This window comes from Aquirufa antheringensis, assembly GCF_023921165.1.
In the GTDB taxonomy this organism is placed as follows: Bacteria; Bacteroidota; Bacteroidia; order Cytophagales; family Spirosomataceae; genus Aquirufa; species Aquirufa antheringensis.
This window is the reverse complement of record NZ_CP049835.1, coordinates 2,079,611-2,097,087: the sequence shown is the minus strand read 5'-3', so window position 1 is coordinate 2,097,087 and position 17,477 is coordinate 2,079,611. Positions and strand designations below refer to the sequence as shown.

17 protein-coding genes are annotated in these 17,477 nt (G+C 41.4%); 8 read left to right on the top strand and 9 right to left on the bottom strand.

All coding sequences use genetic code 11. From position 1 onward, the window contains the following. The first annotated feature begins 30 nt into the window (after positions 1-30). The 4 genes from G9X63_RS09455 (at position 31) to G9X63_RS09440 (ending at position 3,201) form a co-directional block, all read left to right on the top strand. Positions 31-516 carry a helix-turn-helix domain-containing protein gene (locus G9X63_RS09455; RefSeq protein ID WP_130923811.1) on the top strand — a complete coding sequence of 162 codons (486 nt, stop codon included), beginning with the start codon at positions 31-33 and terminating at the stop codon, positions 514-516. A 164-nt stretch (positions 517-680) separates the two neighbouring features. Further along, on the top strand, positions 681-1,148 hold the full coding sequence (locus G9X63_RS09450; protein WP_130923812.1) for a pyrophosphohydrolase domain-containing protein: 468 nt from the start codon (positions 681-683) through the stop codon (positions 1,146-1,148). After that, positions 1,148-1,825 (top strand): response regulator transcription factor, encoded by a 678-nt coding sequence (locus G9X63_RS09445; RefSeq protein ID WP_130896525.1) that lies wholly within the window; start codon positions 1,148-1,150, stop codon positions 1,823-1,825. The genes G9X63_RS09450 and G9X63_RS09445 overlap by 1 nt, the downstream gene beginning before the upstream one ends. A gap of 2 nt (positions 1,826-1,827) precedes the next feature. After that, positions 1,828-3,201, top strand: coding sequence for a sensor histidine kinase (locus G9X63_RS09440; protein ID WP_252622727.1), 1,374 nt, complete (start codon positions 1,828-1,830; stop codon positions 3,199-3,201). A 176-nt stretch (positions 3,202-3,377) separates the two neighbouring features. On the opposite strand, the gene G9X63_RS09435 is transcribed toward G9X63_RS09440, so the two are convergent. The 6 genes from G9X63_RS09435 to G9X63_RS09410 form a co-directional block, all read right to left on the bottom strand. Further along, positions 3,378-4,823 carry a tetratricopeptide repeat protein gene (locus G9X63_RS09435; protein ID WP_252622725.1) on the bottom strand — a complete coding sequence of 482 codons (1,446 nt, stop codon included), beginning with the start codon at positions 4,821-4,823 and terminating at the stop codon, positions 3,378-3,380. Between the two features lie 49 nt (positions 4,824-4,872). Beyond that, positions 4,873-7,467, bottom strand: a complete 2,595-nt coding sequence (gene gyrA / locus G9X63_RS09430; RefSeq protein ID WP_252622723.1) for a DNA gyrase subunit A — start codon at positions 7,465-7,467, stop codon at positions 4,873-4,875. Between the two features lie 114 nt (positions 7,468-7,581). Beyond that, on the bottom strand, positions 7,582-8,604 hold the full coding sequence (locus tag G9X63_RS09425) for a LacI family DNA-binding transcriptional regulator (protein ID WP_130896423.1): 1,023 nt from the start codon (positions 8,602-8,604) through the stop codon (positions 7,582-7,584). Between the two features lie 48 nt (positions 8,605-8,652). Then, on the bottom strand, positions 8,653-9,009 hold the full coding sequence (gene folB, locus G9X63_RS09420; RefSeq protein ID WP_130923815.1) for a dihydroneopterin aldolase: 357 nt from the start codon (positions 9,007-9,009) through the stop codon (positions 8,653-8,655). A gap of 1 nt (position 9,010) precedes the next feature. Continuing rightward, positions 9,011-9,910: a DivIVA domain-containing protein gene (locus tag G9X63_RS09415; RefSeq protein WP_252622721.1), complete on the bottom strand. Its 900-nt coding sequence runs from the start codon at positions 9,908-9,910 to the stop codon at positions 9,011-9,013. Between the two features lie 40 nt (positions 9,911-9,950). After that, positions 9,951-10,835, bottom strand: a complete 885-nt coding sequence (locus G9X63_RS09410) for a WD40 repeat domain-containing protein (protein WP_252622719.1) — start codon at positions 10,833-10,835, stop codon at positions 9,951-9,953. A 58-nt stretch (positions 10,836-10,893) separates the two neighbouring features. On the opposite strand from G9X63_RS09410, the gene G9X63_RS09405 reads away from it, so the two are divergent. Next, positions 10,894-11,493 carry a 4'-phosphopantetheinyl transferase family protein gene (locus G9X63_RS09405; protein WP_252622717.1) on the top strand — a complete coding sequence of 200 codons (600 nt, stop codon included), beginning with the start codon at positions 10,894-10,896 and terminating at the stop codon, positions 11,491-11,493. Here G9X63_RS09405 and G9X63_RS09400 read toward each other — a convergent pair. Continuing rightward, complete coding sequence (locus G9X63_RS09400; RefSeq protein WP_130896415.1) at positions 11,485-12,318, bottom strand: transglutaminase-like domain-containing protein; 834 nt, start codon at positions 12,316-12,318, stop codon at positions 11,485-11,487. The two genes, G9X63_RS09405 and G9X63_RS09400, sit on opposite strands and share 9 nt — an antisense overlap. 81 nt (positions 12,319-12,399) lie before the next feature. On the opposite strand from G9X63_RS09400, the gene galE reads away from it, so the two are divergent. Genes galE through rfbA form a run of 3 tightly spaced genes read left to right on the top strand, consistent with a single transcriptional unit; the run spans position 12,400 to position 15,332 of the window. Then, positions 12,400-13,413 (top strand): UDP-glucose 4-epimerase GalE, encoded by a 1,014-nt coding sequence (gene galE / locus G9X63_RS09395; protein ID WP_252622715.1) that lies wholly within the window; start codon positions 12,400-12,402, stop codon positions 13,411-13,413. A 1-nt stretch (position 13,414) separates the two neighbouring features. Further along, positions 13,415-14,470, top strand: coding sequence for a dTDP-glucose 4,6-dehydratase (gene rfbB / locus G9X63_RS09390; RefSeq protein WP_130923821.1), 1,056 nt, complete (start codon positions 13,415-13,417; stop codon positions 14,468-14,470). 1 nt (position 14,471) lies between these two features. Further along, on the top strand, positions 14,472-15,332 hold the full coding sequence (gene rfbA, locus G9X63_RS09385; RefSeq protein WP_130896523.1) for a glucose-1-phosphate thymidylyltransferase RfbA: 861 nt from the start codon (positions 14,472-14,474) through the stop codon (positions 15,330-15,332). Positions 15,333-15,337: 5 nt separating this feature from the next. On the opposite strand, the gene G9X63_RS09380 is transcribed toward rfbA, so the two are convergent. Continuing rightward, positions 15,338-16,507, bottom strand: coding sequence for a chromate transporter (locus G9X63_RS09380; protein ID WP_252622713.1), 1,170 nt, complete (start codon positions 16,505-16,507; stop codon positions 15,338-15,340). Then, complete coding sequence (locus G9X63_RS09375) at positions 16,508-17,476, bottom strand: isopenicillin N synthase family dioxygenase (protein ID WP_130923823.1); 969 nt, start codon at positions 17,474-17,476, stop codon at positions 16,508-16,510. Between the last annotated feature and the right edge of the window lies 1 nt (position 17,477).

Here is a 17,477-nt window from a genome sequence, read left to right as displayed (position 1 = left end):
ATTTGTAACATATTAATCAAGTTTACAAAAATGAATCTAAGCGCAAAAATAGAATTGTTAATTCAGGCTAAGAAGTTAAGTGCCTCTCAGTTTGCAGATACCTTAGGAATTCCTCGCAGTAGTATTTCTCATATTCTATCGGGCAGAAATAAGCCTAGCTTAGATGTTGTACAAAAGATTCTCATCGCTTTCCCTGAAATCCCCGCGGAGGAGTTATTAGATGATAAACGGGATTTATCTATTTCGGCACCCGCTCCTAAAACAGCTCCTTCTCCGATCGCTTCCACTCCATCACTTTTTGATGCTGTTACACCTAGAGCTCTAGAATCGCCTAGAAATAGTTTACCTGAACAAACGATCGTACAATCGAATCTCAGACGCCCTAGAGAAAGTAGCCCTAAAGCAAGTCAACCGGTGGTGGCAGCTCCCACGACTACTACTCATCTCGCTAAAAAGATTGAACGCGTCCTTATTTTTTATACAGATGGTACTTTCTCTGAAAGTAAACCCGTGTAAACAAAATAAGAATTGTGAACAAATAGTAGACTTATCCACATATTGCTTTTGAGTTATCCACAAGTTATCCACACTTGTGCACAATTGTATTTTCGACATTCTGGTTCTGAACCTTATTGCTTCCCCCGCATTAATTGATTAATTTTATTCTATTAATCATTTATATGGAAAAATTAGACTCATTAAACCAGGTAGCACAATTTCATCACACCTTTGGAGCCCCTGTCGTTGCTCAACCGGCTATTCCAGCTATCGAACGTTGCAATCTACGTGTAAGCCTTTTAGCAGAAGAATTAGACGAATTAAAAGAAGCGATAGCGGCGAACGATTTAGTGGAGGTTGCTGATGCACTTTGTGATCTTCAATATGTTTTATCCGGAGCTGTTTTGGAGTTTGGAATGGGTGAAAAATTCGTCGAATTATTTAATGAAGTACAGCGTTCGAATATGTCCAAAGCCTGTGCATCCTTAGAAGAAGCAGAATATACCGTGAAATTCTACCAAGATAAAGATGGTACAGAAGCGGAGATAAAGGAAGAAAACGGTGTTTGGAAAGTGTATCGTAAGGCTGATAATAAAGTATTAAAGTCCATTAATTACTCTCCAGCGGATCTGAAATCCATCTTAAAATGATCAAAATACTCCTCATAGAAGACGAACCTAAAACTGTTCAATCCTTGAAACAAGGATTAGAGGAGAACAGCTATGAGGTGGAAGTGGCCTATGACGGAACCATCGCGAAGCAATTAGCCTTGCGAAATAATTACTCCTTAATTGTATCAGACATCATTATTCCTGGCATCAATGGACTTGAATTATGTAAACAATTAAGAGCAGAGGGAATTCAGACGCCCATTTTAATGCTGACAGCTTTGAGTACAACGGACGACAAGCTGCTTGGTTTTGATGCTGGTGCAGATGATTATCTGGGCAAACCCTTTGATTTTAAGGAGTTTTTGGCACGTATCAAGGCCCTATTAAAACGTTCATCACAAACCCAATTAGATGCGCAAGTGCTGAAATTCGCTGATTTAGAGATGGATCTCATCAGTAAATTAGTCACGCGCTCTGGGCAATCCATCAATTTGACTTCCAAAGAGTTTCAATTATTGGAATACTTTCTAAGAAACCAGGAAATGGTGATTTCGAAGGCTCAAATAGCCGAGAATATTTGGGAAGTAGAGGATGAAAACAGCTCGAATTTGATCGAAGTTTATGTTAATTATTTGCGTAAAAAGGTCGATAAAGGCTTTGCAAGTAAATTGATTCACACTCAATTTGGTAGAGGATATATCCTTAAAAACGAATAATTATGCAGATTAGATCCAGGCTGACCTACCAGTTTACCTACCTCGTGTCTGCGATTTTATTCGTATCCTATTTCATCATCTACATTTTCACGCAAGAGAATTACAAAGACAAATTTTATAGCCGTTTACGCCAAAAAGCGAACACTACGGCTCAACTATTGGTCAATGTAAACCAAGTAGACTCCAAATTAATGGGGATCATCGGGCAAACGAACCGCGATTTACTATTCCGGGAGAGTATTTTGGTCTACGATTTATGCAACGAGCGTATCTACGCATCGAATGACAGCATCAATCTTCATATCGATGTTGATCTCATTAAACAAGTCCGCCAAAAGCAAGAAATCACCTTCCAACGGGAAGATATCGAGGTTTTAGGGACCGTTTTCGCCACTCCACAGGGTCGTTTAGTCGTCTTTGCGGGGGCAGTGGATCAATATTCGGCAGAGAATGCCAAAGATTTAAAGAACATCCTCATCGCCTTATTTCTCTTATTTATCCTCATTGTTGTACTATCAGGCTGGTTTTTTGCCGGTCAAGCAGTCAATCCGATCTCTGAAGTTATCCAACAAGTTGATAAATTATCACCCAAACGCCTGGAAGAACGCCTCAAATCGCCTGATTTTGAGGACGAAATAGGGAAGATGGTGTCTACGGTCAACCGCCTATTAGAACGCATTGAGAACGCCTTTAAATTACAAAAGACCTTTATTGCGAACGTTTCGCACGAATTGAAAAATCCTTTGACAAAAATATCCTCTCAATTAGAAGTGAGTTTATTAAAGGAAAGAGAATCAGGTGACTACAAAAAAACGATTAGCTCAGTCTTAGAAGACACCCAAGAATTAGCCGCTATCACGGAATCCTTGTTAGAGTTAAACAAATTAAGCTTATCTGATAGCCAGGCAGGCTTTCATGAATGGAGAATCGATGAAATTCTTTGGGAAGCAAGAAGTCTAACCCAAAAACTAAACTCCGCCTATAAAGTCAGCATCGACACTTCACATATGCCGGAAGATGAGGAAATGCTATTAATCAAGGCAGATGACAAACTAATCTTAACGGCCCTTAAGAATTTGATGGAGAATGCTTGCAAATTCAGCCCGTCAAAATCGGCACAAGTTAGCTTCAAGAACTCTGGAAATTCCATCCAAATTTTCGTGAGAAACGAAGGAAAAGGCATCCCAGCGAATGATTTGCCGTATATCTTCCAACCGTTCTTTAGAGGCGAAAATACGGCGTCCTCCAAGGGATACGGTATCGGATTATCCCTCGTTGAACGCATCGTTCAATTACACAATGGCCAAATATCGGTGGTTTCGGTACCGGATTCCTATACGGAGTTTACAGTGACATTTCAGGTCAGTAACCAGTAGTCAGTGGACAGTAGCCAGGAAATAGATTAGAAGAGTATAGAGTATAGATGAATTAACATACAGTTTACTGGATACTGATTACTGGATACTGATTTGTTATATAATTTATATTATGTTAAATAGATTATAAACCATAAGAAAAGGGCCACCTATTTCTAAGTAGCCCTTTTTGATTTTTATTTATCTAACTCAGCTAATTTAGCCTCATCTTTCAATTCACGATATACTTGCTTTAAGATCTCTTTCAAGTCTTCGTCTTTCTTTACTTTATAACCACGCTCGAAATACGGTAAAGCTTCGTTGTATTTAACCGCTAATTTAGCTTCTAAATCCTTACCAGTCTTCTTGTATTCGTTCATATCCATACTGTTTATTTGACGCTTAATTTCCACGGCATCATTGTAGTAGTATGCACCCATTTGGTATAATGCGTCATAATTCGTTGGATCAACTTCTAACGCTTTTGTGTAGTAATTAGGCAAATTCGTACGAATTTCTTTCACTTTAGCCGTTAATTCATCGATTTTAGCTTTGTTTGCTGCGGCATCCCCTGCTGCAGCTTCTGCGGCTGCTTTCTCTGTTTGGATCCCTTTTTGAACCTCAACTAAATCCTTTACTTTAGTTTCTAGGCTCGCTACTTGGCTGTTTACAGATGCTTTCGCCTTAGGTGTTGTGGCTGTTTTTAACTTCGCTTTCGTACGCTTCACTTCGTCTTGGAAAGCAGAAATTTGATCATTTTGAGCTACTAAACGGCGATCTGCCTCCTGTACTTTGAATGATTTGTCTTGAATCTTTCTAATCTCCTCATTCAAACCAGAAACCTTATTTTCGTATAATAAACCTAAGTTTAACCAAGAAATGCCGTCTTTAGGATCGTTAGCCGTCGTTTGAGTCAATTGAACAATCGCTTGATCGATGCGGTTGAATGCAATTAACATATTGAACCTCTCCCCTTTCAAATCTTTGTTTGAAGGATAAATAGCGATGGCTTTTTCGATCAAACCGATCGCCTTGTCCTCTTCTTTGTTGTTTTTGTAGATTTGAGACAAACCGTACAAGATAGCTAAGTCTTTTCCTCCAATAGTCAAATACTTCTCATAAGCTGCCTGTGCAATTTTATCTTCTTGGCAAAGTTGAGCCGTCACACCTGTGTACATCGCTGTAATCGTGTCATTAGGCGCTACTTCAGAAGCTTTAGCCATATAACGTAGAGAAGCTTTGTAATCTTTCCCTTGGTATTTCACCACACCCATATTTAAAAAGGCATTAGAGAATTTCTTGTCAACCATCATTTGGTCAGCTTCTTTTGCTACAGAACCTTTTTTACCTTCTTTCGTATCTAATTTGATCGCCTCATTAGCATATTCCAACGCTTGGAAAGCTGCTTCTGGGTTAGTTAACGCGAAAGTAGAATCTGGGAAAGAAGCTAAATCCAAATAAGCTTGAGAGCGAGATAACCATAAGCGAGCCTTTGTAGGGGCTTTTTTAACGTCTTCATCAGACTTTTTGATCGCTTCGCTGATGTTTTTCTTTTGTGCATCAACTAGTGCTTTTTCTGCTTGGCCAAATGAAGCATTCATCGCCAAAGCCACCGTAAACAGGGATAAAAGTAGTTTTTTCATTGTTTTATTTAATTAAAAAATAGCCCAGACTTTCGTCTGGGCTCAGGTATTATTCTTCAGTTAATTCTTCTGAGGCTGCTTCAGATGCGGTCTCCTCCCCTCCTTCTGGAGCTTCAGTAACGGCATTTGTTGTATCCACTACTCCTTCTGTTAACTCAGCACCCTCTAAAACCTCAACCTCTTCCGGCTCCGGCTCTTTTTCGATCTTCGTTACAGATGAAATCTCATCAGATTCATTTTTCAAGCGAATTAATTTAACCCCTTGCGTATTACGTCCCATCACGCGAAGTTCTGCGACGCTTGTACGGATTAAGATACCCGCTTTAGTAATAATCATCAAGTCATTGTTATCGTTCACCTCTTTGATAGCGACTAGATTACCCGTTTTCTCCGTGATATTCAAGGCTTTAACCCCTTTACCACCGCGGTTTGTTAAACGGTAATCCTCTACTTCAGAACGCTTACCAAATCCTTTCTCCGATACCACTAACAATTGTTGTACCTCTGGATCAGATACACAAACCATTCCGATTACTTTCTCGGTTGGAATATCCTCATCGATCCAAATACCTTTCACACCAGCTGCAGAACGTCCCATTGGGCGAACGCGTGTCTCTTCGAAACGAACAGAACGGCCTGTATTAGTAGCAATAACAATTTGGTTATTACCATTTGTTAAGGCAACGTCTAATAGACGGTCTCCTTCGCGGATGGTGATGGCGATGATACCATTTTGACGTGGACGAGAATACGCCTCTAACGACGTTTTCTTGATCGTACCGTCTTCTGTACACATCACAATAAAGTTATTATCAATATAATCTGGATCAGAAATCGACTTCACATTGATCACGGCTCTAATCGTGTCTCCATTCTCGATGTTCATCAAGTTTTGGATAGGACGACCTTTAGAAACCTTAGACCCTTCAGGAACCGCATAAACACGTAACCAGAAGCATTTACCGCGCTCTGTGAAGAACAATAACCAGTTGTGCATCGTTGCAGAGAACAAATGCTCCGTGTAATCGTCATCTTTCGTTGCAACAGCACGAGAACCTACGCCACCACGTGATTGTGAACGGTATTCTGTGATCGGTGTACGTTTGATATAACCTTGTGCAGAAACGGTGATTAACATTTCGTCATCCGCGATCATATCCTCTACCGAGAATTCTTCATCCGTCATGTTGATTTGCGTTCTACGCTCATCACCATAACGTTGCTTAATATCTGTTAATTCGTCTTTGATGATCTGTAATTGACGCTCTGGTTTGGCCAAAATATCTTCCAAATCTTCGATCAACTTCATAATCTCCGCAAACTCATTCATAATCTTCTCACGCTCCATACCGGTTAAGCGTTGTAAACGCATCTCCAGGATAGCCTTCGATTGAAGTTCAGACAAGTTGAATTTAGACATTAAGCCCTCTTGAGCCGAATTCGGATCTTTCGACTCACGGATTAACTTAATTACCGCATCTAGATTATCTAGGGCAATAATGAAGCCTTCCAAAATATGTGCACGCTTACGCGCCTCACGCAAATCGTATTGTGTACGACGTACGATAATCTCATTTCTATGCTCTACGAAGTGGTGAATCAAGTCTTTTAGATTCAACATCATCGGGCGACCTTTTACTAAGGCTACGTTATTCACCGAGAACGATGATTGTAAAGCCGTATGCTTGTACAGGTTGTTCAATACGACATTCGCTACCGCATCACGTTTTAAATCGAATACGATACGCATCCCTTGACGGTCAGACTCATCGCGAATCTCAGAAATACCTTCGATCTTTTTATCGTTCACTAAATCAGCACATTGCTTGATTAAGGAAGCCTTATTGACCATATATGGAATCTCCGAAACGACGATCTGCTCTTTACCCGTTTTAGACGTATCAAAAGTAGCGTTTCCACGCACCACAATACGACCTCTACCTGTCTCGAATGCATTGCGAATACCCTGAACACCATAAATCGTACCTCCCGTAGGGAAATCTGGCGCCTTGATGTATTGCATTAACTCCAGAATCGTGATATCGCGGTTATCGATATAAGCAGAAATACCATCTACCACCTCATTCAGGTTGTGTGGCGCCATATTAGTCGCCATACCTACTGCGATACCCGAAGTACCGTTCAGTAATAGATTAGGAATCTTAGCAGGTAAAACCGTAGGCTCTTCTAAGGAATCATCGAAGTTAGGCTGAAAATCAACCGTTTCTTTGTTCAAATCAGAAAGCAACTCATCCGCAATTCGCTTCAAACGTGCCTCCGTATAACGCATCGCTGCCGGAGAATCACCATCCACGGATCCAAAGTTACCCTGACCATCCACTAACGGATAACGCAAAGACCAATCTTGGGCCATACGCACCATCGTGTCATAAACAGATGAATCACCGTGTGGGTGATACTTACCCAGCACCTCACCCACAATACGAGCAGACTTTTTATAGGATTTGTTGTAACTAACCCCCAGTTCCTCCATTCCGAATAAAACCCTTCTGTGAACTGGCTTCAACCCATCACGTACGTCTGGAAGCGCACGAGACACAATTACTGACATCGAATAATCGATGTACGCCCCTCTCATTTCATCTTCGATGTTGATAGGGATAACATTGCTTTGTAATGACATAAAAACTGTTTTGATTCAAGAGAAAAACACAGCGATAAGCGGTATTTTTCAATAGAACAAATATCTTAAATTTTGCCTATTTTTCCAAGAAAAAAAGAGGGTAAAATGAGGGGATTATTTTTTGCGAACGGAAGACTCCCGTACAATCAATTTTGTCTTCAAAACTTCCACTCTAGGAACCGGATTATCCGTTTTATGTTCGATCTGCTCTATTAATAATTCAACGGATAAGCGGCCTATTTCTTCTAAAGGCTGGGCAATAGAGGAAATCGTAGGGGAAACTAAAGAACAAATGGGTTCATTATTAAAACTCACTATTTTAACCTCTTCTGGAATCGAGATATTTAATTCCCGAAGCGCAATTAACACACCAATCGCTAAACGATCAGATACAACCAATATACCATCTGGACGATTCGGCTCTTTCATCAACTGATGAGTCTTCGCAATCGCTGAGTCCTGGAAGTAATCACTATGTATGATAAGGGAAGGGTCAGCTTCAATTCCAGCCTCCTGAAGCGCTCTTGAATAACCTAAACGCCGTTGGTTACTGACAGAAACGTTCTTGGGACCCGCTAAAAAAGCAATGCGCTTGCACCCATTTTCAATCAGGTGCTTAACAGCCTCATAAGCAGACTGCTCATTATCGACCATTACTTTAGATGCATCTATTTCTTCACTATCTCGGTCAAAAAAGACCAGTGGAATTCCCCTTCGTTGCAAACGAGTCAAATGTTCAAAATTGACCGTTTCACGCGATAAGGAGATAATAATGCCTTCCACTTGGGAACGAGAAAGGTTTTGAATGTTCGTTAATTCACGCTCGAAAGACTCTTGAGTTTGAGCGATAAGTAAGGAATATCCGGCAGCAATGGCGGCATCCTCCACCGCTTTCACTACCGTAGAAAAAAAATAGTAACCTAGATCAGGAACGATGAGACCAAGTGTTTTAGTCTTGGATTTAACTAAACTGGTAGCGAGTACATTAGGCTGATAATCAAGCTCTTTAGCAAGATCCAAGACTAATTTCTTCGTATCTGGATGAATATCCGGCAAATCACGTAAAGCCCTGGATACGGTCGCAACTGAAACTCCCAGCTGTTTGGCAATATCTTTAATGGTAACTTGGTGACGCATTTTCTAAGTTTAGCTTATCCAAAATTACACAATAAATCTTTACAAAATTCAATCGAGGCGATAAACGACTGTACTTCTACCAGCCGAGACTCCCATAGGGGGATTTTCCTTTGAAATTTGGACTAAAACAGCTACTTCCTCCGTTAACTCAGACTTTATTTTTTGAGCAATGGCTTCTGCAACGGTTTCTAATAAATCCACCGGTTCTGCCATTAGCTGCTTGCAAATGGCATAAATCTGAGAATAGTCGATCGTGTTAGCGATATCATCTGAAAAAGCAGGCTGCGTCTCAGACTCCACTACTACATCCAGCGTATACCAATTCCCTAAAATGCGCTCCTCGGGATATAATCCGTGAAACGCAAAAATACGTATGTCATCAATAGAAACTTGGTAATTTGCCATCTTAGTTGATCTCCCCTACTTTACCGCGTGGACCTGATGATTTTGCGTATGCCTCTAACACCTTGTTCAAGGTAGGTAGGCCTTCGTCAGATACAGTTTCCAAAGTGATTTTAGGCTTAGGACCGCGTTTAGCAGCTGGCTTTGCGGCTTGCACTTTCGGCTTAGGACCACGTTTTGCTGGAACAGCTTTGGGCTTAGCAGGAACTTCCGCTTTAACTGCCTTAGGTTTCGCGACTGCTTTCGGTTTAGCTACAGCTTTTGGTTTCGCTACGGCCTTAGATTTCGCGACTTTAGCTTTGGTAGCTGATTTTGCCTTAGATTTAGGCTTATTTTTCACACCTGGCTTGCGACCTCTTTTAGCCGCTGGTGCAGCAACAGTATCGATAGAAGCCACTGGCTTCACTAATTCGGTCGCGTTCCATTGGGAAATAGACCCTAATGTTTGCTCCGCTATTTGCTTTAATTGCGCCGCTATTTCCTTCTGTGCCTCTTGCAAATTGCGCAATTGGCGCTCTTGTTCCTTTAATTCCTGACCAGCTTGCGCTAAGGTTTGTTTACGCTCATTTTCGGATAATAACGCCTGCTTTTGAGCCTCTGTTTCTGCTTTCTTTTTGATGGCATCGGCCTCCTTTGACGCTTTATCAAGGATTACTTTTGCCTCTTTCTCCATCTTAGCACTGAAGTTTTGCTGACTTTCTTCGGCTAGTTTTAGCGCTCTAAATAAACTGGATTCAATTTCTCTTAAACGAGCTACTTCAGCTTCTAAATCAGCTACTTTCTGATTTGATTTAGCCAAAGAGTTTTGTGATTCGGTCTCAAAGTCTTGTACACTTTGAACATAAGCGTCTACTTCTGAGACATCATAACCACGAAAAGATTTAGAAAAGGAAGCTTCCAACATTGATTGATTTAGATATATAAACGCTAAAATAGGAAATTATTTAGTGAATTTTCCAAATAGAAAGATTTTTGTCGTCTGAAGCAGACACCAGCAAATCGTCGAATGAAGACCAGATTAGTTTATTAACCGAATTCTTATGCCCTCCGTGCCTGGAAGCATCTAGTACTTTTCGTAAGGTTAAAGTCTCACTTTCCCAAACTTTCACCGTCTTATCCATACTCGCCGTCGCAAACCATTTACCATCCGGAGAAAACTGTAAATCATGAATGGCATATATATGCCCAATCACTTCGTTTAGAAGCTGAAAATCAGCACTCCAACGCTTAATTCGCGCATCTTTGCCTACGCTGAAGAGTTCCCCTCCCCTGCTTTGGAGCGAAAAAACAGACGATTCATGCGCCTTGAATGAGTGCACTAATTGAAAAGTAGTGTCAAAAACACGAATAAAACCATCAGAATAGCCTACAGCCACGAAATCATCCGCTAAAGTACAGAAACAACGCACGCTTTTTGAACTCGCTTTGATGTGCTTTATGACCGATTTTGTAGCCATATCCACTACCGTAATCAAACCCTCATTATGTCCAATCCAGGCATTAGAACCCACAAAAGCAATAGAAAATAGGGATAAACCCTTCGTTGGAATCGAGAATACCTGCGCCTGATCGGCTACTTGGATTCCCTGAATACCTTCGTAGTTATGGCCTACCCATAAGATACCGGCAGCATCCAGCTTCATCGCATAGACAGAACCTTCAACTTGGGCAATGACTTTCCCCAAATCCGGTTTAGCGAGATTCCATTGTACTACCCAGCCATCAGAACCCGCCGAATAAAACAAGGAATCAACACCCTTTTCCAGCGAATAAACTGGTCCACGGTGCCCTGAAAAGGTATCAATACGTTCAATTTTTAGCGTACTCAAATTATTTCCATCGATTTAGCTACAAAAATGATAATTTTACGTTCAATTATTCCCTTTTATGCCCCAAATATTTTCAAAAATTAGCGCTGACAATTTTCAAATTTTGGTTTGGAAAATCGAAGAGCCCTTCGCTTTTTTTGAAACATTCCCAGCATCCTGGTCCACTCCTACTATTGAAAATCCGATCAAAAAACTGGAATCCATTGCGGCAAGGTATTGTTTGCATCAGCTTTCACCTGAATTTGAAAGCCTAGTTCTCGTCCAAAACGACCGTAATAGACCTTATTTCCAAAATTCTGAATGGCACATCAGCCTTACCCATTCCTATCCTTATGTGGCAGCGGCCTGTTCACCCGAGAAACGCATCGGAATTGATCTGGAGAAACCGGGTAGAAATATCGAGAAAATTGCCCCACGTTTCCTATGCCCCGCGGAATTAGCCAAATGGAAAGATACCTCAAATCTGTTAACTTTGGCTTGGTCTGCGAAGGAATCCATCTATAAAGCGGTGGGTAAACCTGGACTTTCGTTTCAAAAGGAAATGGAGATATTCGATTTTAATCAAAATCCGTGCAAAGCGCAGATTTCTACCAAGGAAGAGATCGCTATCTATTGGGAAGAATTCCCGGAATTTAGCCTGACTGTTGCCTTAATCTAATAGATCAATCAGATCCGTTAGTTCATCCTTGTATTCCTGCTCTCCTGCTTTTTCATAAGCCATCAGTAAGTTGCGAATGACACGGCGGATGATTTCTAAATTAGTGCAAGGATTATAATAGATCTCGTTAGGAGTCAAGTTCAATTGAGCAATATAGTTATCAATATCTATCTTATTGAAAATCAATCCTTTATTGAACACATTGATATAAAACTGCAAACCCTTCTGCTTGTAAGTTAAGACGAAAAGATTAGGAAGGTTGACTCCGTAGATAGGAAGACCAAGTTTCTGTGCGACCCACATATAAATAACACACAGGCTTATGGGATTCCCTTTTTTAGAGGATAACACATTGTTAATGAACGAGTTATTGGCTGCATGGAAATTCTTCGAATTCGGACCGAACTTCAATTGATCAAACAACACCGTATTCAAGACCTTCACTTGGTCCATTGGGTGTAATTCCTCCCGCATTTGTGGCCAAACCTCATAATATAACTGATCCATTTCCACTTTTAACTGCTCAAAAGTATAGTCAGGATAGCGGTAAGTCGCTAAAATCCACATTCCCTCTAATAAATCCATTCCTCCTGATTCCTTCCAAAGCTGTAAACGAGTCTTCACCGATTGCCATTGGAAATCGTGAATCAAGTTTTCAATCTTGGTTTGGAGAATTGGATTTAAGCTCTCAGTCTCCCATTCCGATTCTAAAACCGGAATAATCGAGGGTCCTAAGGTCCGAATTTGCTGCTCTACCATAGTCACGACTTCCTGATCAGAATCGTCTAATAAATGAATCATGGCTTTAATGGCAGCTTCCGTCATAGAGAACGTATATTTTTGACAAAATTAAAGACATTTGGCCTATTTTCCCCTAAATTTGTCTTTAATTCTTATCATTTACGTATGCAAATTTTAATTACGGGAGGAGCTGGATTCATTGGATCACATACCTATGTGGTTTTGAAAGAACACGGTTACACCCCTGTTATCGTAGATAACTTCTCCAATTCTTCGAAAAAGGTCATTAAAAACCTAGAAATCATCACAAAAGAACCGGTGATTTTCGAAGAAGGCGATGTCAACCATCCGGAGACCTACGATCAACTATTCAAGAAATACGATATTAGAGGAATTATCCACTTTGCCGCTTCTAAAGCAGTAGGTGAATCAGTGGAGAACCCCTTAAAATACTACCGAAATAATGTAGCATCGACGGTTCTCCTTTTAGAAAAAATGGCCGAATACGGTCTTTCAAACTTAGTATTCTCGTCATCTTGTACGGTATACGGTCAACCAGAAACACTCCCAGCCACGGAAGAATCGCCAGTTCAACCGGCTACCTCCCCTTATGGCAACTCGAAGCAAATTTGTGAGGAGATTATTCGCGATACGGTAGCAGCGTCTTCAGCGTTAAAAGCCATTGCTTTACGTTACTTTAACCCCATTGGGGCACACGAATCGGCCTTAATTGGTGAATTACCGATCGGACCTCCGGCAAATTTGATTCCGTTTTTAACACAATCGGTAGCAGGTTTACGTGGGCCATTACAGGTATGGGGAACGGATTATCCTACTCCGGATGGAACAGCGATTCGCGATTATATTCACGTAGTGGATTTAGCGGGGGCGCATGTGAAAGCTTTGGCCCACTTAATCGACGGAAAATCAACCAAAAACTACGATTTCTTTAACATCGGAACAGGTCAAGGAAGCTCTGTCATGGAGGTAATTACCGCTTTCGAAAAGGCGACTGGCAAGAAAGTTCCGTATGAAATCAGAGACCGAAGAGCGGGCGATATTACGGCGGTTTATGCCTCAACCGATAAATCGAACCAGGTATTAGGATGGAAAACACAATTTAGTTTAGAAAAAGCCTTGCAAGACGCCTGGAAATGGCAAGAGGCAATCAATCAATAAGATGAAAAAATTAGTTATCACCGGCGGTGCCGGATTTATTGGATCGCACGTGGTTCGTTTGTTTGTGAACAAATACCCGGATTACCAGATCTACAATTTGGATGCCTTGACGTATGCAGGTAACCTAGCAAATAATGAAGATGTGGCGTCTGCCCCCAATTACCACTTTATTAAGGCAGATATTACGGATGCGGAACATATTGACGCCCTTTTTGCAGAGCATCAATTTGATGGCGTATTACACTTAGCGGCTGAATCCCATGTGGATCGCTCCATTACGGATCCTTTGGCGTTCGTCAGAACGAATGTCATCGGAACGGTGAATTTATTACAAGCCGCGAAGAAACATTGGGCAGGAAAAATGGAGGGTAAGCGCTTTTACCACATCTCTACGGATGAGGTATATGGTGAGTTGCACGATCCGAAAGAATTCTTCTTAGAAACGACGTCTTATGACCCTCGTTCGCCTTATTCTGCCTCTAAAGCCAGCTCAGATCACTTCGTTCGGGCTTACCACGAGACTTACGGTTTACCTACGGTGATCACGAATTGTTCAAATAATTATGGGCCGAATCACTTCCCAGAGAAGTTAATTCCCTTGATGATTCACAACATTATTCACCACAAACCGCTACCGGTTTATGGAAAAGGTGAAAATGTACGTGATTGGCTATTTGTAATTGACCACGCGCGTGCTATTGATACCGTATTCCACGATGGAAAAATAGGCGAAACCTATAACATAGGTGGCTTTAATGAGTGGAAGAACATTGATTTAGTCCATTTATTATGCAAAATTATGGACGAGAAACTAGGTCGTCCAGCCGGAACGTCGGTTCAATTAATTACCTATGTGACGGATCGTGCGGGTCACGATTTGCGCTACGCGATCGATGCGAACAAGATTATGAAAGAATTAGGCTGGGAGCCTAGTTTGCAATTTGCGGAGGGTTTAGAGAAAACCGTGAATTGGTATTTAGAGAATGAAAAATGGTTAAACGATGTCACTTCAGGTGATTATCAGAAATATTACGAAAAAAACTACGCAGGCAGATAAGATGAAAGGAATTATTTTAGCGGGTGGATCCGGAACGAGATTACACCCATTAACTTTAGCGGTTAGTAAGCAATTAATGCCGGTTTATGACAAGCCGATGATCTATTACCCCTTGTCTATCTTGATGTTATCGGGTATAAAAGAGATTTTGATCATCTCTACACCGCACGATTTACCTCATTTCGAGAAGTTATTAGGCGATGGATCCCAAATTGGCTGTCGTTTCGAATATGCCGTGCAACCGGAGCCGAACGGTTTAGCGCAAGCGTTTGTCATCGGAGAAAAATTCATTGGAAAAGATAAGGTAGCCTTGGTTTTAGGCGATAACATCTTCTATGGATCCGGCTTAAGTAAGTTATTACAAGCGAACAATGATCCTTCAGGGGGTGTGGTTTATGCTTACTCAGTGAATGATCCAGAGCGTTATGGTGTGGTGGAATTCGATGCAGACAATAAAGTGATCTCGATCGAAGAGAAACCAGCAAAACCGAAGTCGAATTATGCCGTGCCAGGCTTGTATTTCTACGATAATGATGTGGTGGAGATTGCCAAAAACATCGCCCCATCCCCGCGTGGAGAATACGAAATCACGGACGTGAACAAAGAATATTTGAAGCAAGGCCGTCTTTCGGTGGGTATTTTGAACCGCGGAACGGCTTGGTTAGATACAGGTACTTTTGCTTCCTTAATGCAAGCAGGTCAATTCGTTCAAGTGATCGAAGAACGCCAAGGAATGAAAGTAGGTTGTATCGAAGAGGTGGCTTATCGAATGGGTTACATTGACAAAGCACAATTAAAGAAAATCGCTGAGCCACTGGTGAAAAGTGGTTATGGACAATACCTCTTGAATTTAATCGCCTAATCGGCTTAAATACCTAGAATTCCCGCTATCAATGCTAATCCAAACAGCAAGATGGCGGGAATTTTTGTTTTCTCGGCCAATACAAAAGCTGCCGCTACGATTCCAAGAGAGACAAATTGCGCATCTACCACCATAGGCTTTGTGAAGGTAAAAACGGCCACTAAAGTCAATCCCACAGAGGCGGCCTGAATACCTGCTAGAGAAGCGCGAATGAAGCGATATTGCTTCAATTGCCCCCAAATTCGAAACACAAAGAAGATCAAAAAAGTACCTGGCAAAAAGATTCCCAGGGCGCCGATTAACGAACCCGCCAATTCGCCCCACAAACCATAGTCCTTCATCAACAAGACCCCCAAATAAGACGTAAAGGCAAATACAGGACCCGGAAGCGTCTGCGAAAGAGCCATTCCTGTTAAAAAGGCCTCCGAACTGATTAACTGTTTAAACTCGACAAATTCCGTATAAAGAACAGGTGCTAAAATATGCCCTCCCCCAAAAACAAGGGATCCATTCCGGTAAAAATTCTCAAAAAGTCGAATAGGAAAATAATCGGTAAAATGGCCTAAAAGGGCTAAAGCAACTAAAAATCCCCAATACAAATGAAAATTAGCCCAAGGAATAACGAATTTATGCTTAGTCTGGCGAGGAAAATCTTTGTAGTTTAAAGAGGACACTACACCTCCTAGAACTAAAACCAAGGGGAAAATATAGGGACTATGAAATGCGATCCCTAAAAACAAGGTGACGAGTAAGATGATGACGTACATAGGACCGGTGATGACCTTTTTAGCCATAAACCAGCCTGCCTGTAAAATCAAACCTATACCCACAGGAAGAACGTAATGAAGAATGGAATTATTCCGCAAAAAGGTCATTCCGTAGGCTGCCAGGGTCATGATGAGTACCGCCGGAGTGATCCAAATAAACAAAGTAAGGTAAGCCAAAGAAGCCCCACCTAGCTTCAAACCAATCGCTGTGATCATTTGAGTCGAGGTAGGCCCTGGTAATACGGAACAAAGCGCTTGAATTTCAAACAACTCTTCCTCCGTTAAATAGGCTCTTTTCTTAACTAAGCGATCTAAAAAGAGCGCAAAATGCACTTGAGGGCCACCAAAAGAGGTGCAGGCTAAAAGCAAGACATCCCACAGGAAATCCAGGTGTTTTAGCCGCCTCATTTATGCCTTTTTAAGTCCTAATTCAATCAATCGCTCATTCAAAAACGCCCCAGCCGTCATATCCGTATAGATCTTAGGATATTCCGTCGAAACGCAAGATGGTAAACAAGTCAAATCCATTTCAGAACGCGGATGCATAAAGAAAGGGATCGAATAACGAGATGTCCCCATTTTTTCACGCGGCGGATTCACAACGCGGTGAATTGTCGATTTCAATTTATGATTCGTCAAACGATCTAACATATCTCCTACATTCACCACTACCTGATCCGGTAAAGCTGTAATGGGAATCCATTTTCCATCCATTCGCAATACTTCTAAGCCTTCCGCAGAAGCGCCCATCAATAAGGTAATCAAGTTAATATCGCCATGTGCAGCCGCTCTCACCGCTCCTTCTGGCAAGGAATCAGGATCCAAAATAGGGAAATAGTGAATCGCACGTAAAATGGAATTACCATTTTTAACCCGGGATTCAAAATAGTCTTCAGGAAGCTCTAAATAGAGCGCAATTGCTTGTAACAAAGCTTTACCAGCCTTCTCTAAAGTTTGGTAAGCTTCGACTGTGTTCTTTTCGAAATCAGGGTATTCCGCTGGAAAAACGTTCGCAGGGTATTCTGACCAAACCGAATCCCCATCTTCCTTGTGTGGTTGACCCACGTGGTAAAATTCCTTTAAATCAGGCACCTTAAAGCCTTTAGCCGTTTCTTTTCGTTTCCCGATATAGCCACGCTGACCCGCAATTCCTTCTATTTCATAGGTTTGCTTAAGCGAATCAGGCGATTGAAAAAACTGCTCTACATCCGAATACAGCTTTTTCGTAAAGTCATTCGACAATCCGTGACCCTTAATCGCCACAAAACCAATCGTGTTGAAGGCAGCCCCTAAATCTTGTACAAATTTCGCCTTGCGATTCGCGTCCCCAGAAAGGAAATCTGCTAAATCCAACGAAGGAATTTCATCTAATAACATC